Here is a 20255-nt window from a genome sequence, read left to right on the forward strand (position 1 = left end):
ATTCATTGACTGACTCAGCGCATTCGCGAGCAGGCTCGCTCCCACAGGTTTGCTGGGTGCGTTTACCTTAGGCGGCACGCTCGCTGGCCGCCACCATCGCCGAAGCCGCCAACATTGCCCTTAGTAACACCGCGCACCCTGCCGCGAGATCATCCGGTGCTGCGTTCTCGATTTCGTTGTGGCTGATCCCGCCTTCACACGGCACAAAAATCATGCCCGCCGGGCCGAGTTCGGCGAGGAAGATCGCGTCGTGGCCGGCGCCGCTGACGATGTCCATGTGCGACAGACCTAGCCCTTTCGCTGCGCCACGCACCGCCTCCACGCAGCCCTTTTCAAAGTACAGCGGCGGGAAGTCGGCGGTCGGGGTCAATTCGTAGGTGAGGCCGTGCTGTTGGCAAGTGGCGTCGATCACCTGCTGCACTTCGGCGATCATCGAATCCAGGCGCGCCGGTTCCAGATGCCGGAAATCCAGGGTCATGCGCACCTCGCCAGGGATGACGTTGCGTGAGCCGGGGTAGGCTTGCAGGCAGCCGACCGTGCCGCAGGCGTGGGGCTGGTGGCCGAGCGCGGCGCGGTTGACGGCGCCGACGATCACGGCGGCACCGACCAGGGCGTCCTTGCGCAGGTGCATCGGCGTCGGGCCGGCGTGTGCTTCGACGCCGCGCAGCTTGAGGTCGAACCACTTCTGCCCTAGCGCGCCGAGTACCACACCAATCGTTTTCTGCTCATCTTCGAGGATCGGGCCTTGTTCAATGTGCGCTTCGAAATAGGCGCCAACCTTGTGCCCGCTGACCTTGCGCGGGCCGGCGTAGCCAATGGCGTTGAGCGCTTGGCCGACCGTGACGCCGTCGGCATCGACCTTGGCCAGGGTTTCTTCCAGGGTGAATTTCTCGGCGAAGACGCCGGAGCCCATCATGCACGGAGCGAAGCGCGAGCCCTCTTCGTTGGTCCAGACCACCACTTCCAGCGGCGCTTCAGTTTGCACGCCGAGGTCATTGAGAGTACGCAGCACTTCGACACCCGCCAGGACACCAAAGCAACCGTCGAACTTGCCGCCGGTGGGCTGGGTGTCGATGTGGCTGCCGGTCATCACTGGCGGCAGATCCGGATTGCGCCCCGGGCGCCGGGCGAAGATGTTGCCGACCGCATCGACCGTGACGCTGCAACCGGCGTCCGTGCACCATTGCACGAACAGGTCGCGGGCCTGCCGGTCGAGGTCGGTCAGGGCCAAGCGACAGACACCGCCCTTGACCGTCGCGCCGAGTTTGGCCAGTTCCATGAGCGAGGCCCACAGGCGATCGCGGTTGATGTGCTGATGGCTCGATTGCAGAACGTCTACGGCTGCGTTCATGGGGATCTCCTCAGTGCTGATACCGATAGGGACGCGGAGCGTCCCGGGCTGCATTCCCACGCAGAGCGTGGGAACGATCAAATGCGTTTCCCCTGTGGGAGCGAGCCTGCTCGCGAAGAGGTCATTGGGTTACACCGCTGTTTTCACGGCAGAAGGCTGCGCCCGCATCACGCACAACCCGTAATAAATAACCCCGCCCAGTGCCGAGCCGGTAAACCAGCCATAGCTGTAGAACCAGCTGAACGCGTCACTGCCCAGCGACAGCAAGGTCAGCACCACCGGCACGCCAAACGCGACAAACCCGGCCAGGTTCCACGCCGGATAGACGTCGTCACGGTACAAACCGGCGAGGTCCAGTTGCTGTTTCTTGATGAGGAAATAGTCCACCACCATGATTCCGGCAATCGGTCCGAGCAGGCTCGAATAGCCCAGCAGCCAATTGGAATAGACAGTCTCCAGGCTGACCTCGGAAACGATCCAGCCGAGCTTTTTCATCAGTTCGTGGGCCATCAGCGCCAGCCCCACCAGCCCGGTCAACAACACCGCTTTGGTGCGATTGATGACCTTCGGCGCGAGGTTCTGAAAGTCGTTGGTGGGCGAGACGATATTCGCCGCAGTGTTGGTCGACAGCGTGGCAATGATGATCAGCGCCATCGCCAGCGCGACCCATACCGGACTCTGAATATGGCCGATCAGGGTGACCGGATCAGACACCGTGACGCCAACCAGTTTCACCGACGCGGCGGTCATCACCACGCCCAGCGCGGCGAACAAAAACATGGTCAGCGGCAAGCCGATGATCTGCCCCAGAATCTGGTCCTTCTGGCTCTTGGCGTAACGGCTGAAGTCGGGAATGTTCAGCGACAACGTCGCCCAGAAACCGACCATCGCCGTCAGCCCGGCGGCGAAGTAACTGACCACACTGGCGCCTTCCGGCCGTTTCGGCGGGATCGCCAGCAGCTCCGTCATCGACACATTGGGCATCGCCCACACCAGCAGGCCGATACCTACCGCGACCAGCAGCGGCGCGGACAGGGTTTCGAGCCACTTGATCGATTCGGCGCCACGAATCACCACCCACAGGTTCAGCGCCCAGAACACCATGAAACCGATGACCTCGCCCGTGCCGCCAAGGGATTTCCAGCCCTCGAACACCGACCCGAGGAACAGATGAATCGCCAGCCCGCCGAACATCGTTTGAATGCCGAACCAGCCGCACGCCACCAGCGCGCGAATCAGGCACGGTACGTTGGAGCCGAGGATGCCAAACGACGAGCGCAGCAGCACCGGGAACGGTATGCCGTACTTGGTGCCGGGGAAGGCGTTCAGCGTGAGTGGGATCAGCACGATGATGTTGGCGAACAGAATCGCCAGCAGCGCCTCACCCACGGTCAGGCCAAAGTAGGCGGTGAGCACACCGCCGAGGGTGTACGTCGGCACGCAGATCGCCATGCCGACCCACAACGCGGTGATGTGCCATTTGTTCCAGGTGCGTTCGCGCACCTGAGTCGGTGCCATGTCGTGGTTGTAACGGGGACTGTCGAGGACGTCGCTGCCGGCTTCGAGTTCGTACAAGCCGTCGCGCTCGGTCACTTGCGATCTGATCTGTTGCATGGCCGCTCCACTGTTCTTCTGATTATTTTTTGCTCATCAGGCGGCTGGCACACGCAGGTACAAGCCGGACGATGGCCGGAGGAACTGACAACTTTCTGCACCGGCCATCGTGCAGCGGCGGCATCAATAAACGTGCCGGGTGTCCCGCTTGCGCCTCGGACGGTGTCGCCAATGCGGTGCAACTTTTTGATATTCAACAGTTTTAATTGTTGATCGGTGGAGTCCTCGAAAACTGCGCGGCGCGTTCAGGCTAAACGACCGACAAGTTGTCCGAATTGTCAGGACTCAAACTGGTGCACTGCACTTTTTTTTCATCACGGGCGAGCAATCGCAGCTCAACTTCAAGCGGCTGATTTCACATAGGAAATCTTGCTCATATTTCCATCCTGTCAAGTGCGTCAAAATGGTGAGCTGCCTCACCATTTTGGTGAATTGACGATTTAATCGTTATTTTTCAATCATTTAATTCATACATAAGCTTATAAAAAATAATCTTGATCTATTACAAATCTGCGACTAGTTTCTATTCCTGACAGCACTGACAGGAATACAACCCGCTGTGTTGTCTATCAATAAAACATCTAGAGCCGGCACAAGTCGGTCATGCCTGCGAGGAACTCGGAATGTCTCTGTTGATCCGTGGCGCCACCGTTGTTACCCATGATGAAAGTTATCGCGCCGACGTCTATTGCGCTGACGGCGTGATCAAAGCCATCGGTGAAAACCTCGATATTCCCGCCGGCGCCGAAATGCTCGACGGCAGCGGCCAGTACCTGATGCCCGGCGGCATCGATCCGCACACGCACATGCAGTTGCCCTTCATGGGCACGGTCGCCAGCGAAGATTTCTACAGTGGCACGGCGGCCGGCCTGGCCGGCGGCACGACCTCGATCATCGACTTTGTGATTCCCAATCCGCAGCAATCTTTGATGGAAGCGTTTCATCAATGGCGCGGCTGGGCGGAAAAGTCCGCGTCGGATTACGGTTTTCACGTGGCGATCACCTGGTGGAGCGAACAGGTGCGCGAGGAAATGGCTGAGTTGGTCAGCCAGCACGGCGTCAACAGCTTCAAGCATTTCATGGCCTATAAAAACGCGATCATGGCCGCCGACGACACCTTGGTGGCGAGTTTCGAGCGCTGCCTGGAACTCGGCGCAGTGCCGACTGTGCACGCCGAAAACGGCGAGTTGGTCTATCACCTGCAACGCAAGCTGATGGCGCAGGGCATCACCGGCCCAGAGGCGCATCCGCTGTCGCGTCCGTCGCAAGTTGAAGGCGAAGCGGCCAGTCGCGCCATTCGCATCGCCGAGACCCTTGGCACGCCGCTGTATCTGGTCCATGTCTCGACCAAAGAAGCCCTCGATGAAATCACCTACGCGCGCAGCAAGGGCCAGCCGGTTTACGGCGAAGTATTGGCCGGACACCTGCTGCTCGATGACAGCGTCTACCAACACCCGGACTGGCAGACCGCCGCCGGTTACGTGATGAGTCCGCCGTTTCGCCCGCGCGGTCATCAAGAAGCGCTGTGGCACGGCCTGCAAAACGGCAATCTGCACACCACCGCCACTGATCACTGCTGCTTCTGCGCGGAACAGAAAGCCGCCGGGCGCGACGATTTCAGCAAAATCCCCAACGGCACCGCCGGTATCGAAGACCGCATGGCGGTGCTCTGGGACGAAGGGGTGAACACCGGACGATTGTCGATGCAAGACTTCGTCGCCCTGACCTCAACCAACACCGCGAAGATTTTCAATCTGTACCCGCGCAAAGGCGCCGTCCGCGTCGGTGCCGATGCCGACCTGGTGCTGTGGGACCCGCACGGCACGCGGACCATTTCCGCCAAGACCCACCATCAGCAGGTGGACTTCAACATTTTCGAAGGCAAGACCGTGCGCGGCGTGCCGAGCCATACCGTCAGCCAGGGCCGGGTGGTCTGGGCCGATGGCGATCTGCGCGCCGAGCGCGGCGCGGGACGCTACATCGAACGACCGGCGTATCCGGCGGTGTTTGATTTGCTCAGCAAGCGGGCGGAACTGCACAGGCCGCAGACTGTGAAACGCTGAAGGCGGCCTTCGGCCTATCGCTGGCAAGCCAGCTCCCACAGGGATCTGTGGTGCTCACAAAACCTTGTAGGAGCTGGCTTGCCAGCGATGAGGCCATCCCGAACACCACAAAAACCCATGCCCACCAGAGGCAGCACCTCAATTAGCCATGAGGCCATAAACCGTGATCGAGTCCCTGAACCACCTCCCCCACCCGCACGAAAGCGCGGCCGCCCTCGCCGGCCATTTCACTGATCTGGCGCCGCCGCTCAATGCCCGGCAGTCGCATCTGGAAGCGTCGCGCTGCCTGTATTGCTACGACGCGCCTTGCGTCAACGCATGCCCGAGCGAGATCGATATCCCTTCATTCATCCGCAACATCCATCAAGACAACGTAGCGGGCGCCGCGCAGAAAATCCTTTCGGCGAACATCCTCGGCGGCAGTTGCGCGCGGGTCTGTCCGACCGAAATCCTTTGCCAACAGGCTTGCGTACGCAACAACGCCCAGGAATGCGCACCGGTGCTGATTGGCCTGCTGCAACGCTACGCCGTCGATAACGCCCACTTCACCGAGCATCCGTTTCAGCGCGCCGCCGCCACCGGCAAACGTATCGCCGTGGTCGGTGCCGGACCTGCCGGTTTGTCCTGCGCACACCGCAGTGCCATGCACGGTCATGAGGTGGTGATTTTCGAAGCCCGGGACAAGGCTGGCGGTCTCAACGAATACGGGATCGCCAAGTACAAACTGGTCGATGATTACGCGCAGAAGGAACTGGATTTCCTCCTGCAAATCGGCGGCATCGAGATCCGTCATGGGCACAAACTCGGTGAGAACCTGACCCTCAGCGAACTGCATCAGCAGTTCGACGCCGTGTTTCTCGGCCTGGGTCTGAATGCCAGCAAACAACTCGGGTTGGCCCACGAAGATGCGCCCGGCCTGCTCGCCGCCACCGACTACATTCGCGAACTGCGCCAGGCCGACGACCTCACGCAGCTACCACTGGCCGATCGCTGCATCGTCCTTGGCGCCGGTAACACAGCCATCGACATGGCCGTGCAGATGGCCCGTCTCGGAGCACGCGAGGTGAATCTGGTCTATCGCCGTGGCGCGGCGGACATGGGTGCGACTGTTCATGAGCAAGACATCGCCAAAGCCAATCAGGTGCGCCTGCTGACCTGGGCACAACCAGAGCACGTGCTGCTCGACGACCTGGGCCGCGTGCGCGGCATGCGTTTCGTCCGTACCGCCCTGGTCGACGGTCGCCTGCAAAGCACCGCAGAGACCTTCGAACTGGCGGCCGACGCGATCTTCAAAGCCATCGGCCAGAGCTTCGACGGTGCGGCCCTCAGCGATCCGCTGGCGCGCGAACTCAAGCGCCAGGGCGAACGGATTCAGGTCGATGAAAACCTGCGCACCAGCATCCCCGGGGTATACGCCGGCGGTGACTGCACCAGCCTCGATCAGGACCTCACCGTGCAAGCGGTGCAGCATGGCAAACGCGCCGCCGAGGCGATCAATGTGCAACTGATGCTCAACGTGGAGGCTGCGTAAATGGCTGATCTCTCGATAGTCTTCGCTGGCATCAAGGCGCCGAACCCGTTCTGGCTGGCCTCCGCGCCACCCACCGACAAGGCTTACAACGTCGTCCGCGCCTTCGAAGCAGGCTGGGGCGGCGTGGTCTGGAAAACCCTTGGTGAGGACCCGGCGGCGGTCAATGTTTCATCACGTTATTCGGCGCACTACGGCGCCAACCGCGAAGTGCTGGGCATCAACAACATCGAACTGATCACCGACCGTTCGCTGGAGATCAACCTGCGCGAAATCACCCAAGTGAAGAAGGACTGGCCGGACCGCGCGCTGATCGTTTCGCTGATGGTGCCGTGTGTCGAGGAGTCGTGGAAACACATTTTGCCGCTGGTCGAGGCCACCGGCGCCGACGGCATAGAACTGAACTTCGGCTGCCCCCACGGCATGCCCGAACGCGGTATGGGCGCGGCGGTCGGTCAGGTGCCGGAATACGTCGAGCAGGTGACGCGCTGGTGCAAGACGTATTGCTCGCTGCCGGTGATCGTCAAACTGACGCCGAACATCACCGACATTCGTGTCGCCGCGCGTGCCGCCCATCGTGGCGGTGCGGATGCGGTGTCGCTGATCAACACGATCAACTCGATCACCAGTGTCGACCTGGAACACATGGTCGCGCTGCCCACCGTCGGCAGCAAAAGCACCCACGGCGGTTATTGCGGTTCGGCGGTCAAGCCGATTGCGCTGAACATGGTTGCGGAAATCGCCCGTGATCCGCAGACCCAGGGCCTGCCAATCTGCGGCATCGGTGGCATTGGCAGTTGGCGCGACGCAGCCGAGTTCATGGCACTGGGCAGCGGCGCGGTGCAAGTGTGCACGGCGGCGATGCTGCATGGCTTCCGCATTGTCGAGGAGATGAAGGACGGCTTGTCGCGGTGGATGGACAGCCAGGGTTACGCCAACATCGCCGAATTTTCCGGGCGTGCCGTGGGCAATACCACGGACTGGAAATACCTCGATATCAACTATCAGGTCATCGCAAAGATTGATCAGGACGCGTGTATTGGTTGCGGGCGCTGCCACATTGCGTGTGAAGACACCTCACACCAGGCGATCGGCAGTCTCAGACAGGCCGACGGCACCCATAAATACGAAGTGATCGATGACGAGTGTGTGGGCTGCAATTTGTGCCAGATCACCTGTCCGGTGGCGAACTGCATCGAGATGGTCGCGGTGGAGACGGGCAAGCCGTTTCTGGACTGGAACCATGATCCGAGGAATCCTTACCATGTTTCTGCTTGAGGGAAGCGGTGCCTGAACCGAAGCCATCGCGAGCAGGCTCACTCCTACATTTGGAATGCGTTCCCCTGTAGGAGTGAGCCTGCTCGCGAAGAGGCCAGCCCGGCCACCACAAGATTCAAGGCTCCAGGCCGATCCCTCGCAATATGACCCCGGTCACCGTCTGCACCGCCCGCTCGAACTGCATATCCGACAACGGCTGATGTTCGTTGAGGATATTCACCTGATGATCGAAGTCGGCATAGTGCTGCGTCGACGCCCAGATCATGTACAGCAGACTCGACGGTTCAACCGGCAGGATCCGCTGGTCCTCGACCCACTGGCGGATCTTCGCTTCCTTCATTTTCGCCCAGTCGTACAGGCTGACATCCAGTGCCTCGCCCAGCGTCGGTGCGCCGTGGATGATTTCGTTGGCCCAGACTTTCGAGCCGTACGGCCGGCTGCGCGAGTGGTTCATCTTGGCGCGGATGTAGCTGCTCAGCACCACGCGCGGATCGTCAAACATTTCGAAGCACAGCGCGTCCTGCTTCCACACTTCCAGCAGGTCGAACAGCACCGCACTGTACAGCTCGCTCTTGGTGCTGAAGTAATAATGCAGGTTGGAGCGCGGCAGTTGCGCCTGGGCCGCGATATCGGCCATGGCCGTACCGCCGAAGCCTTTTTCGGCGAAGACTTTTTCCGCCGCCAGAAGGATTTTCTCGACGTTGCTGCGGCGAATTTCGATTTTGTGATTGCCCATGTGGGCTCCCTGACGGCGGCGTTGCTGAAGACTAGCGGATAATGACCTGTAGGAGTGAGCCTGCTCGCGATAGCGGTCTTTCAGGCAATTGATCATCGACTGACAGACCGCTATCGCGAGCAGGCTCACTCCTACAATGATCGCGGTGGATCAATGCGGCTGGGTATCGCCCGCCGCCGTGTCGATGCTGACCACCACCGACATACCCGGCCGCAGGCGCTCTTCTTCCGGCTGATCCGGGTCAATGGTGATCCTGACCGGCACCCGCTGGGCGATTTTGACGAAATTGCCGGTCGCATTATCGGCCTGCAACAAGGCGAATTCAGAGCCGGTGCCCGGCGAAATATGCTGCACATGCCCGGTGAATCGGCGGTGGTTCAGCGCATCGACAGTGAACCGCACCGGTTGCCCGACCCGCACGTTGGCCATCTGGGTTTCCTTCATGTTGGCGATCACCCATTTCTGCTCGGGCACTAACGCCATCAGTTGCGCGCCGGAGTTGACGTAGGCGCCGAGGCGCACGCCAATCTGGCCGAGCTGACCGTCACGCGGCGCGACAATCCGTGTGTTCGACAGGTCGATCCGCGCCAGTTGCACCGCCGCTTCGGCACTGGCCACCGCCGCTTCCAGCGAGCCGCGATTGACGATCACCGTTTGCAGATCCTGGCGGGCGATTTCCAGATTGGCCTTGGCTTGCGCCACTGCCGCCGTGCTCTGCGCATTGGCCGCCAGGGTCACGTCGAATTCGCGCTTCGACACCGAACCGTCGCGCACCAGTTCCTGATTACGGCGCAGGTCCGCCTCGCTCTTGCGCAACTGCGCCTGGCTGTCGGCCAACACGGCTTGACGCAACTTGATCGTCGCTTCGGCGCTGTTGCGTTGCTGCACCACATTGGCCAGCCCGGCTTTTTGCACCGCCAGTTGCGCCAGTGACTGGTCGAGGCGCTGCTGATAGATGCGGTCGTCAAGACGCACCAGCAGGTCACCGGCCTTCACGTACTGGAAGTCCTGCACCGGCACTTCGAACACATAACCGCTGAGCTGCGGCCCGATGATCGTCACCTGCCCCCGGACCAAGGCGTTTTCTGTGGTTTCGACGGCGCTGCTGAACGGCGGCAGTTGCCAGGCATACAAGACGATCAGCACGCCGACGATGGCGATTGCCGCAAAGCCCAGCGAAGAAATGATCCGCACGCGTAAAGAACGCGGCTCGGTGTTTGGCGATGACGGCGGCGCCTCGCCTTCAGGGGTGGCGGCAATGGCGTTGGTGGTTGTGGTGGTCGGTTCGGTCATGAAGAAGTGGCGCCGCTGGAAGGTCCGTTAGGTGTCGGTTCGACGGTTTTGGTGGTGCTCATCAGCCACAGCGCCCGGATCGAAATCCAGATCATGGTCAGCACCGCAATCACCGCGATCAGCATGAAGACATCGTTATAGGCCAACACGTTCGCTTCACGCGTGGCCGCATTGGCCAGACTGCGGATGCCGGCCAGGTTGCGCAGGCTCGGGTCGGCGAGCAGCGAGCCGTACGCCGAACCGCCGCTTTGCACCCGCGCTGCAACCAACGGATCGGACATCACCAGGTGATCGACGAGATGGCTGGAATGAAACTTCTCCCGCACGACCTGGAACGTACCCAGCAGCGCCGCGCCAATCAACCCGCCGAGGTTGTTACAGATCCCGAAGAGCACGGAAAAACTCACCAGATTGCGCGGATTGGTCAGCACGTTGCGCGTCCCCAGCACCAGGGTCGGACCGAGGAAAAACGTGCTGCCGAACGCCAGCAGGAACTGACTGAAATACAGGTTTTCGGGACGGGTCAGGTTGTTCGAAAAACTGTCCATCACTGAACCGGTGGCCATCAGCGCCAGCGAGATGATCAGCGGCAGCAGCAGGTGTTTCGGGTCGATCGTCAGCGCGCTGATCAGCAACCCGGCGACGCTGCCCAGCAGCATCACCACGTACAGGCTGTGCAATTGCTGACTGCTCATGTTGAGGTTCTGCATGAAACCCACGGCACCGGTCGATTGTTCGGAGGTGACCATGCGGATCAGCACCACCGCCAGCGCCAGTCGCACCATCGCCCCGCTGCCCAGCCAGCGGGTCATCAGCATCGGGTTGCTGCGGTTATGTTCGATCGCCAGGCCCATGATGATCAGCGCAATCGACCCGGCCAGGGCAATGCCGATCCAGCCCGCCTCCAGCCACCAGTCGATGCGTCCCAGCGACAGCACCGCGCACAACAGCGCGACGCCGCTGGCGAGAATCGCGAAGGTCAGAAAATCGAGCTTCTCGAACGTTTTGAAGCGGTCACCGGGCGGCAACTTCAGCAGCAGCACACAACCGAGCGAGAGCAGCGCCATGCCCAATTCAAACAGGTACAAGCCGCGCCACTCGGCAATCTGCAGCAAATCTTCGGAGAACAGCCGTGCCAGCGGCAAGGCCAGTTGTGAGGTGCCTAGGCCCAGCACCAGCGCCTTCAGTCGCCACTTCGCCGGGAACGCCTGGACCATGTAATACAGACCCAGCGAACTCAGCGCCGCACCGACCATGCCGTGGGCCGCACGCACCGCCACGGCGGAATTCAAGTCGTTGACGAACAAGTGGCCGAAGGTCACCAACGCGTACAGCACCAGGAACACTTCGGTGAAAGCGCGCAAGCCGAACTGTTGGCGAAACTTCACCAGCAGCAGGTTCATTGACACGTTGGTCATCACATACGCCGCCGGCAGCCAGGCCATTTCCGCAGTGGTCGCGCCGAGCGAACCTTGCAGATAAGGCAGGTTGGCAACCACCAGCGAGTTACCCAAACCACCGGTCACCGCCACCAGCACCCCGACCGCCGCATACGCCAGGCGTTTGGGCGTTGAGTGCAGTGGTGTCGAGGGAGAACCGGGCAGGCTGGGCTTTTCGTGCGGCTGCCAGTTGCGCGGGGCGTATTTATCCATGGATCGGCCTTGTGCGGGGGTGAGGGAAGTTTGCCGCAATTTCACTGGCAACACACTTTCCCGTAGACAACAAAAAAACCCTGTAGGAGTGAGCCTGCTCGCGATTGCGGTGTGTCAGTCACCAATTGATTGTCTGATAGATCGCTATCGCGAGCAGGCTCACTCCTACAGGGGGAACGTTGCGCCTGGGAGTCATCGTATAACTTCCAGTTGACATTCCCTGAAAATCTGGGAAATATCCGCATCCGTGTTGTACGACGACGTATGACAAATAATAAAAACAACAAACGATCCAGGGAGCGTCACAGTGAGCACACTCGCCCGCAATTCCGTCCGCCCTTCCCGCTTTACCGCCATTCGCACGCGTTCCACCTTGAGCCTGGTCGGCTGCAGCAGCCTCGCCTTTGCCTTGCCAATGAGCGCCGAAGCCGAGGGCTTTCTCGAAGACAGCAAAGCCACGCTGAACCTGCGCAACGCCTATTTCAACCGCAACTTCGTCAACCCGGCCAACCCGCAGGGCAAGGCCGAAGAGTGGACGCAGAACTTTATCCTCGATGCCAAATCCGGCTTCAGCCAAGGCACCGTCGGCTTCGGTCTCGACATCCTTGGCATGTATTCGCAGAAGCTCGATGGCGGCAAAGGCACGGGCGGCACGCAGCTGTTGCCGATCCACGATGACGGGCGTCCGGCCGATAACTTCGGCCGTCTCGGCGTGGCGCTGAAAGCCAAGGTGTCGAAAACGGAATTGAAAGTCGGCGAATGGATGCCGGTGCTGCCGATCCTGCGTTCCGACGATGGCCGCTCGCTGCCGCAGACCTTTCGCGGCGGCCAGATCACCTCCACCGAGATCAACGGCCTGACCGTCTACGGCGGCCAGTTCCGCGGCAACAGCCCGCGCAACGACGCCAGCATGGAAGACATGTCGATGAACGGCCGCGGCGCGTTCACTTCCGACCGCTTCAACTTCGGCGGCGGCGAATACAGCTTCAATGAAAAGCGCACCATGGTCGGCGTGTGGTACGCCGAACTCACTGATATCTATCAGCAGCAGTATTTCAACCTCAGCCACAGCCAGCCGATGGGCGACTGGACGCTGGGCGCCAACCTCGGTTTCTTCACCGGCAAGGAAGACGGCAGCGCCCAGGCCGGCGACCTCGACAACAAAACCGCATTCGCCCTGCTCTCGGCCAAATATGGCGGCAACACGTTCTACGTCGGCCTGCAGAAACTCACTGGCGACGATGGCTGGATGCGCGTCAACGGCACCAGCGGCGGCACCCTGGCCAACGACAGCTACAACGCCAGCTATGACAACGCCAAAGAGCGCTCCTGGCAGCTGCGCCACGACTACAACTTCGCCGCCCTTGGCGTGCCTGGCCTGACCCTGATGAACCGCTACATCAGCGGTGACAACGTGCACACCGCCACCACCAGCGATGGCAAGGAGTGGGGGCGCGAGTCGGAACTGGCCTACACCGTGCAGAGCGGCCCATTGAAGAGCCTGAACGTGAAATGGCGCAACGCGACGATCCGCCGCGACTTCAGCACCAACGAATTTGACGAGAACCGGATCTTCATCAGCTATCCGATTTCGTTGTTGTAATTTCCGAGGCGACACCGACCCCCTGTAGGAGTGAGCCTGCTCGCGATAGCGTCGTGTCAGCCGACATATTCCTTGACTGATACACCGCTATCGCGAGCAGGCTCACTCCTACAATGGGATCGCGTTGCAAGGAAGGAAAACGGACTGGCCCTTCCGTCATCTACACCAAAAGTCGCGTTGACAAGATCCGGAAACCCTACCGATACTTCAGCGCAGTCATACGACAACCTACAACAAACCTAATAACAATGTGTTCAGGGATTGCCATGACGTCTACTTCTACCCCCCGCGCTCCTTTCAACCGCCTGCTGCTGACCGGTGCCGCCGGAGGCCTGGGCAAAGTGCTGCGCGAACGCCTGCGCCCCTACGCCAACGTGCTGCGCCTGTCCGACATCGCCGCCCTCGCCCCGGCGACCGACGAGCATGAAGAAGTCGTGCTCTGCGACCTCGCCAACAAGCAAGCCGTGCATCAATTGGTCGAAGGTGTCGACGCCATCCTGCATTTCGGCGGTGTCTCGGTTGAGCGTCCGTTCGAAGAGATCCTAGGCGCCAACATCTGCGGCGTTTTCCACATTTACGAGGCCGCACGCAAGCACGGTGTGAAGCGGGTGATCTTCGCCAGCTCCAACCACGTCATCGGATTCTACAAACAGGACGAAAAGCTCGACGCCACTTCCGCGCGCCGCCCGGACGGTTACTACGGTCTGTCCAAGTCCTACGGCGAAGACATGGCCAGTTTTTACTTCGATCGCTATGGCATCGAAACCGTCAGCATCCGCATCGGCTCCTCGTTCCCCGAGCCGCAAAACCGCCGGATGATGCACACCTGGCTGAGCTTCGACGATCTCACGCAACTGCTCGAACGCTCGCTGTACACGCCAAATGTCGGCCACACCGTGGTTTACGGCATGTCCGCCAACAAGGACGTCTGGTGGGACAACCGCTACGCCAGCCACCTCGGCTTCGAAGCCCGCGACACCTCGGAAGTATTCCGCGACAAGGTCGAAGCGCAGCCGATGCCGGCCGAGGATGATCCGGCGCGGATCTATCAGGGCGGCGCCTTCGTTGCAGCAGGCCCGTTCGGCGACTGACCACTCGACTTGATCCCCCTCCAACAAAAAGCCAAGGGAATGAGTATGCAAGCCGAATTGATCGTCGACGCCCGCAACGCGGTCGGTGAAAGCCCGGTCTGGGTGCCGCAGGAAAACGCGCTGTACTGGGTCGACATCCCCAACGGCGGGCTGCAACGCTGGAGCGCCGATACCGGGCACGTCGACTCCTGGAAAACCCCGGAAATGCTCGCCTGCATCGCCCGGCACAGCAAGGGCGGCTGGATCGCCGGCATGGAAAGCGGTTTCTTCCATTTGCATCCGCACAGCGACGGCAGCCTGGACGCCACGTTGCTGGCGACCGTCGACCACAGCCGCCCCGACATGCGCCTCAACGACGGTCGCTGCGACCGTCAGGGCCGTTTCTGGGCCGGCAGCATGGTCTTGAACATGGGCCTGAACGCGCCTGAAGGCCGGCTCTATCGCTACAGCGCCGGGCAGACTGGCGTGGTCGAAGCGCAACTTGACGGTTTCATCGTGCCCAACGGTCTGGGTTTCAGCCCTGACGGCAAAACCATGTACCTGTCGGATTCGCATCCCGACGTGCAATTGATCTGGGCTTTCGATTACGACACCGAGACCGGCACGCCGTCGAATCGGCGCGTGTTTGTGGACATGAACCACTTCCCCGGCCGTCCCGATGGCGCCGCCGTGGATGCCGAAGGCTGCTACTGGATCTGCGCCAACGATGCCGGCCTGATCCACCGCTTCGCCCCTGACGGCCGCCTCGATTTCTCACTGGAAGTGCCGGTGAAAAAACCGACCATGTGTGCGTTCGGCGGGCGCGACATGGACACCTTGTTCGTCGCCTCGATTCGACCTGGCGACGGTCAGGATCCGCAGTCCCTGGCCGGCGGCGTGTTCGCCTTGAAGCCCGGCGTCAAAGGCCTCGCCGAACCTGAATTCAACGATTTGCTTTAAAACCCTCTGCTGCACCGCTGCGCCTTGAACACAAAAATAACAAGACTGGAGACTCACCCCCATGAACTTCAAACGCACCTTGCTCGCCGCTGCGCTTCCGCTGATGTTTACCCTCGCTGGCGCCGCCCAGGCACTGGAACTCAAAGTCGCCGACATCCACCCCAAGGGTTATCCGACCACGGTGGCGGAAGAAAACATGGGCAAGACGCTGACCAAAGAGACCAACGGCGAGCTGACCTTCAAGTACTTCCCAGGCGGTGTGCTGGGTTCTGAAAAAGAAGTCATCGAACAGATGCAAGTCGGCGCGATACAGATGTCCCGGGTCAGTCTGGGGATCGTCGGCCCGGTGGTGCCGGACGTGAACGTATTCAACATGCCGTTCATCTTCCGAGACCACCAGCACATGCGCAACGTCATCGACGGTGCAGTGGGCGATGAAATCCTCGACAAGATCACCAACTCGGAATTTGGTCTGGTGGCCCTCGCCTGGATGGACGGCGGCACGCGCAACATCTACACCAAGAAACCGGTGCGCAAGCTCGAAGACCTCAAGGGCATGAAAATCCGCGTGCAAGGCAACCCGATGTTCATCGAGATGATGAACGCCATGGGCGCCAACGGTATCGCCATGGACACCGGCGAGATCTTCAGCGCCCTGCAGACCGGCGTGATCGACGGCGCGGAAAACAACCCGCCGACCCTGCTCGAACACAACCACTTCCAGAACGCCAAGTTCTACAGCCTGACCGGCCACCTGATCCTGCCAGAGCCAATCGTGATGTCGAAAATCACTTGGGAAAAACTCACCCCGGATCAACAGACCCTGGTCAAGAAAGCCGCCAAGGCTGCCCAGGCTGAAGAGCGCGTGTTGTGGGACGCGAAGTCCAGCGCCAGTGAGGAAAAACTCAAGGCCGCCGGCGTCGAGTTCATCACCGTCGACAAAAAACCGTTCTACGACGCCACTGCACCGGTGCGGGCCAAGTACGGCGCGCCGTATGCCGACCTGATCAAGAAAATCGAAGCCGTTCAGTAACCTCCCGCTCTGTACTTATGAAAAAGGCCCGGCGCGCCTGATGTTCGAGGCGCGCCCGGTTACGGTGAAACCCGATGAAGAATTTGCTGCTGCGTATCAACGATAAGATCTACATGACGTGCATCTGGGTGGCCGGCCTTTCCGTTCTGGCAGTCTCCCTGATGATTCCCTGGGGCGTGTTTGCCCGCTACGTGCTGGGCACCGGCTCGAGCTGGCCGGAGCCTACGGCCATCCTGCTGATGATCGTGTTCACGTTCATTGGCGCCGCTGCCAGCTACCGCGCCGGTGCGCACATGGCGGTGGCGATGGTGACCGATCGCATGCCGCCGCACCTGCGCAGCGCAGCGTCGATTTTTTCCCAACTGCTGATGGCCCTGATCTGCATCTTCATGACGATCTGGGGCTTCAAGTTGTGCATGTCCACCTGGAACCAGTTCATGGCGTCCCTGCCCACCCTGCGGGTGGGCGTGACCTATTTGCCGATTCCCGTGGGCGGTTTGCTGACCCTGGTTTTTGTCCTGGAAAAACTCTTCCTGGGTGACCAGAGCAAACGTCGGGTCGTGCAGTTCGATCTGGTTGAAGAAAGTGAAGGTGCCGTTTAATGGACGCTCTGATTCTGCTGGGCAGTTTTATCGTATTGATCCTGATCGGCATGCCGGTCGCCTACGCATTGGGCGCCGCCGCCCTGATCGGTGCATGGTGGATCGACATCCCGTTCCAGGCCGTGATGATTCAGGTCGCGGGCGGGGTTAACAAGTTCTCGCTGCTGGCCATTCCGTTCTTCGTACTGGCCGGCGCGATCATGGCCGAAGGCGGCATGTCCCGCCGGTTGGTGGCGTGCGCCGGGGTGCTGGTAGGTTTCGTCCGTGGCGGCCTGTCACTGGTGAACATCGTCGCCTCGACCTTCTTCGGCGCGATTTCCGGTTCGTCGGTGGCCGACACCGCTTCGGTGGGTTCAGTGCTGATTCCGGAAATGGAACGCAAGGGCTATCCACGGGATTTCTCCACCGCCGTGACCGTCAGCGGTTCGGTGCAGGCCCTGCTGACCCCGCCAAGCCACAACTCGGTGCTCTACTCGCTGGCAGCCGGCGGTACGGTTTCGATCGCCTCGCTGTTCATGGCGGGCATCGTGCCGGGCTTGCTGATGAGCGCATGCCTGATGGTGCTGTGCCTGATCTTCGCGAAAAAGCGCAACTACCCCAAGGGTGAAGTGATCCCGATGCGCCAGGCGCTGAAAATCGTCGGCGAAGCCCTCTGGGGCCTGATGGCGATGGTGATCATCCTCGGCGGTATCCTCTCCGGTGTCTTCACCGCCACCGAATCGGCCGCTATCGCCGTGCTGTGGTCGTTCTTCGTGACCATGTTCATCTACCGCGACTACAAGTGGCGTGAACTGCCCAAGCTGATGCATCGCACGGTGCGCACCATCTCCATCGTGATGATCCTGATCGGCTTCGCCGCCAGCTTCGGCTACATCATGACGCTGATGCAGATCCCGGCGAAGATCACCACCATGTTCCTGACCCTGTCGGACAACCGCTACGTGATCCTGATGTGCATCAACGTGATGTTACTGCTGTTGGGCACGGTGATGGACATGGCGCCGCTGATCCTGATCCTCACGCCGATCCTGATGCCGGTGATTCTGGACATCGGTGTCGATCCGGTGCAGTTCGGCATGATCATGCTGGTGAACCTGGGGATCGGACTGATAACGCCGCCCGTGGGCGCGGTGCTATTCGTCGGCTCCGCCATCGGCAAGGTCAGCATCGAAAGTACCGTGAAGGCACTGCTGCCGTTCTACGCCGTGTTGTTCCTGGTGCTGATGCTGGTGACTTACGTCCCGGCCCTGTCGCTGTGGCTACCGCATCTGGTCCTGTAACAATGTGACTTGTGGCGAGGGAGCTTGCTCCCGCTCGGGCGCGCAGCGGCCGCTCTTTAAGGGCCTGCTGCGCAGTCCAGCGGGAGCAAGCTCCCTCGCCACAGGTTTTGCTTCATGCCTGCAACAACATGTACCCCGCCACCACCAGACACACACTCGCAAACCCCACCTGCAACGCCCGCGCCGGCACCCGAGCGCACAACTGGCGTCCGACGATCATGCCGACCACGCTGGCAACGATGAACGCCGCTCCCTGGCTGTCGATCCGCACACCGGCGTGAAACGAGCCGACCACCCCGATCGCCGAAATCAGACTGATCACCATCAGCGACGTCGCCACGATCCCGCGCATCTGCACGTCGGTCAGTTGCTTGAACGCCGGCACGATCAGGAACCCGCCACCGACACCCAGCAACCCCGACACCACGCCGGTAACCGCACCCAGCGCTGCCAGGGTGGCGGTGCACTTGGCGGTCCAGTCAAAGCGCCCGGTCTGCTCGTTGAGCATGCAGTTTTTCTGACCCCAACTGGCGTGCCCGTGATCGCTCGGTCCTGCTTGCTGACGCTCTTTCCTGAACATTCGCCAGGCGACCATGACCATCAGCAGGCTGAACAGGATCATCAGGATTTTTTCCGGCAACTGATGCGCGAAGTAGATGCCAAGCGGCGAAAATACCGCGCCGAGGGCCGCAATCAACAACGCCGCGCGATAGCGCACCAGGCCATGACGCAAACCATCGATGGCGCCGACCGCCGCCGCACTGCCGACCGCAAACAGCGCCACGGGCGCGGCCTGGGTCATCGTCCAGCCGAGGCCGAGCACCAGCGCCGGCACCGCGAGAATCCCGCCGCCGGCCCCGGTCAAACCGAGCACCAACCCCATCACCACGCCAAACAGACTTGCCAGCAACATAGGGTTATCTCAATCGACCTTGGACACACGCGTCAGCCATTCGCGGCCCTTGAGCATGCCGTTCCAGTAGAACCATGGCAGCAGCGTCGCTTTCAGCCACCACGCCGAGCGCCGGGGCACGGTCGGGTCCAGTGCAAAAGTCGGCAGCAGTTTGCCGCCGTAGCCGAACTCAGCGAGGATCACCTTGCCCTTCTCCACCGTCAGCGGACAGGAGCCGTAGCCGTCGTACTTGAGTGGCAGCGGTTGCTGCTTGCGCAAGGCCAGGAGATTTTGCGCAACCACCACGACCTGCTTGCGCACCGCCGCAGCGGTTTTGGCGTTGCTGGTGCCGCAGATATCGCCCAGCGCGAACACCTCGGGATATCGCAGATGCTGCAGGCTGTGCGGATCGACTTCACACCAGCCGGCGGTGTCGGCCAGCGGACTTTGCGCGATGAAATCCGGCGAGACCTGCGGCGGGACGACGTGCAGCAAATCAAAGGTTTTCGCTATGCGGCTGACGTTGCCGTCGGTGTCCTTGACCTCGAACCACGCGGTTTTCGCCGGGCCGTCGACCTTGACCAGATTCGAGTTGAAGGCCAGTTGCGCGTTGTATTTCTCGATGTATTTCATCAGCGGCGGCACGAACGTCGCCACACCGAACAGCGCGGCGCCGGCCAGATTGAATTCAACGTTGATGTTGTGCAGCACAGCGGATCTGCGCCAGTGGTCGCAGGACAGGTACAGCGCCTTTTGCGGCGCGCCCGCGCATTTGATCGGCATCGCTGGCTGGGTAAACAAGGCTCGTCCATCGCGCAGTTTCTGCACTTGATCCCAGGTGTACTGGGCGTGTTGATAGCTGTAGTTGGAGGTGACGCCGTACTGGCCGAGGCTTTCCTGCAAGCCTTCGATTTTCTCCCAGGCCAGGCGCAGGCCGGGGCAGACAATCAGGTTTTGATAGCCGATGGTGCGTTGGTCATTGAGGGTGAGTTGGCGTTTGTCCGGATCAATGGCGCTGACGCTGGCCTGAATCCAAGTCGCTTGGCGCGGCATGACTTTGCTCATCGGCCTGACGGTGTCTTTCACATCAAAGGCGCCACCGCCGACCAACGTCCACGCCGGTTGGTAGAAGTGTTGTGAACTCGGTTCGATCACGGTGACGTTAAGGTGCGGGTCACGCTTGAGCAGGCTGGCGACAAAACCGATGCCGGCCGTCCCGCCGCCGATGACCACGATGTCCGCACTGATGGATGGGCCCCAGTGTTGATCGTTCATTGCTTGTTCCTTTTGCTGCACGCAA

General features: G+C 60.9%; 16 protein-coding genes. 9 read left to right on the plus strand and 7 right to left on the minus strand.

Annotation, left to right across the window (positions count from 1 at the left end):
• Positions 1-67: 67 nt before the first annotated feature.
• Together HU743_RS16085 and HU743_RS16090 are read right to left on the minus strand one after the other, a co-directional pair.
• Positions 68-1351 carry a Zn-dependent hydrolase gene (locus HU743_RS16085; protein WP_186649709.1) on the minus strand — a complete coding sequence of 428 codons (1284 nt, stop codon included), beginning with the start codon at positions 1349-1351 and terminating at the stop codon, positions 68-70.
• 129 nt (positions 1352-1480) lie between these two features.
• The gene (locus tag HU743_RS16090; protein WP_186649712.1) at positions 1481-2965 is read right to left on the minus strand and encodes an NCS1 family nucleobase:cation symporter-1; all 1485 of its coding nucleotides are present in this window, start codon (positions 2963-2965) and stop codon (positions 1481-1483) included.
• A 623-nt stretch (positions 2966-3588) separates the two neighbouring features.
• On the opposite strand from HU743_RS16090, the gene hydA reads away from it, so the two are divergent.
• The 3 genes from hydA to preA all read left to right on the plus strand — a co-directional run bounded on the left by hydA (position 3589) and on the right by preA (position 7834).
• Positions 3589-5028 carry a dihydropyrimidinase gene (gene hydA, locus HU743_RS16095; protein ID WP_186649715.1) on the plus strand — a complete coding sequence of 480 codons (1440 nt, stop codon included), beginning with the start codon at positions 3589-3591 and terminating at the stop codon, positions 5026-5028.
• Between the two features lie 163 nt (positions 5029-5191).
• Positions 5192-6559 (plus strand): FAD-dependent oxidoreductase, encoded by a 1368-nt coding sequence (locus HU743_RS16100; protein WP_186649741.1) that lies wholly within the window; start codon positions 5192-5194, stop codon positions 6557-6559.
• Positions 6560-7834, plus strand: a complete 1275-nt coding sequence (gene preA / locus HU743_RS16105) for an NAD-dependent dihydropyrimidine dehydrogenase subunit PreA (RefSeq protein ID WP_186649743.1) — start codon at positions 6560-6562, stop codon at positions 7832-7834.
• Positions 7835-7949: 115 nt separating this feature from the next.
• Here the strand turns inward: preA and HU743_RS16110 are convergent, their stop codons facing one another.
• The 3 genes from HU743_RS16110 to HU743_RS16120 form a co-directional block, all read right to left on the minus strand.
• Entirely contained in the window at positions 7950-8570 is a 621-nt protein-coding gene (locus tag HU743_RS16110; RefSeq protein WP_186551875.1) for a TetR/AcrR family transcriptional regulator, read from the minus strand.
• Positions 8571-8720: 150 nt separating this feature from the next.
• The gene (locus tag HU743_RS16115) at positions 8721-9863 is read right to left on the minus strand and encodes an HlyD family secretion protein (RefSeq protein ID WP_186635617.1); all 1143 of its coding nucleotides are present in this window, start codon (positions 9861-9863) and stop codon (positions 8721-8723) included.
• On the minus strand, positions 9860-11515 hold the full coding sequence (locus tag HU743_RS16120; RefSeq protein WP_186649745.1) for an MFS transporter: 1656 nt from the start codon (positions 11513-11515) through the stop codon (positions 9860-9862). Before HU743_RS16120 ends, HU743_RS16115 begins: the two co-directional genes overlap by 4 nt.
• Positions 11516-11822: 307 nt before the next feature.
• On the opposite strand from HU743_RS16120, the gene HU743_RS16125 reads away from it, so the two are divergent.
• From HU743_RS16125 to HU743_RS16150, 6 genes are all read left to right on the plus strand, one after another.
• Complete coding sequence (locus HU743_RS16125) at positions 11823-13118, plus strand: OprD family porin (protein WP_186551872.1); 1296 nt, start codon at positions 11823-11825, stop codon at positions 13116-13118.
• 266 nt (positions 13119-13384) lie between these two features.
• Positions 13385-14209, plus strand: a complete 825-nt coding sequence (locus tag HU743_RS16130) for an NAD(P)-dependent oxidoreductase (protein WP_186649748.1) — start codon at positions 13385-13387, stop codon at positions 14207-14209.
• A gap of 45 nt (positions 14210-14254) precedes the next feature.
• Positions 14255-15148, plus strand: coding sequence for an SMP-30/gluconolactonase/LRE family protein (locus tag HU743_RS16135; RefSeq protein ID WP_186649750.1), 894 nt, complete (start codon positions 14255-14257; stop codon positions 15146-15148).
• Positions 15149-15209: 61 nt separating this feature from the next.
• Positions 15210-16181, plus strand: coding sequence for a TRAP transporter substrate-binding protein (locus tag HU743_RS16140; protein WP_186635629.1), 972 nt, complete (start codon positions 15210-15212; stop codon positions 16179-16181).
• Between the two features lie 74 nt (positions 16182-16255).
• The gene (locus HU743_RS16145; RefSeq protein WP_186635632.1) at positions 16256-16783 is read left to right on the plus strand and encodes a TRAP transporter small permease; all 528 of its coding nucleotides are present in this window, start codon (positions 16256-16258) and stop codon (positions 16781-16783) included.
• The gene (locus HU743_RS16150; protein ID WP_186551867.1) at positions 16783-18063 is read left to right on the plus strand and encodes a TRAP transporter large permease; all 1281 of its coding nucleotides are present in this window, start codon (positions 16783-16785) and stop codon (positions 18061-18063) included. The genes HU743_RS16145 and HU743_RS16150 overlap by 1 nt, the downstream gene beginning before the upstream one ends.
• A 112-nt stretch (positions 18064-18175) precedes the next feature.
• Here the strand turns inward: HU743_RS16150 and HU743_RS16155 are convergent, their stop codons facing one another.
• Together HU743_RS16155 and HU743_RS16160 are read right to left on the minus strand one after the other, a co-directional pair.
• Positions 18176-18976 (minus strand): sulfite exporter TauE/SafE family protein, encoded by an 801-nt coding sequence (locus HU743_RS16155; protein WP_186635634.1) that lies wholly within the window; start codon positions 18974-18976, stop codon positions 18176-18178.
• A gap of 9 nt (positions 18977-18985) precedes the next feature.
• Entirely contained in the window at positions 18986-20230 is a 1245-nt protein-coding gene (locus HU743_RS16160) for an FAD/NAD(P)-binding oxidoreductase (RefSeq protein WP_186649753.1), read from the minus strand.
• Between the last annotated feature and the right edge of the window lie 25 nt (positions 20231-20255).

It is taken from the genome of Pseudomonas sp. SWRI99 (assembly GCF_014270125.1).
Lineage (GTDB): Bacteria > Pseudomonadota > Gammaproteobacteria > Pseudomonadales > Pseudomonadaceae > Aquipseudomonas > Aquipseudomonas hamedanensis.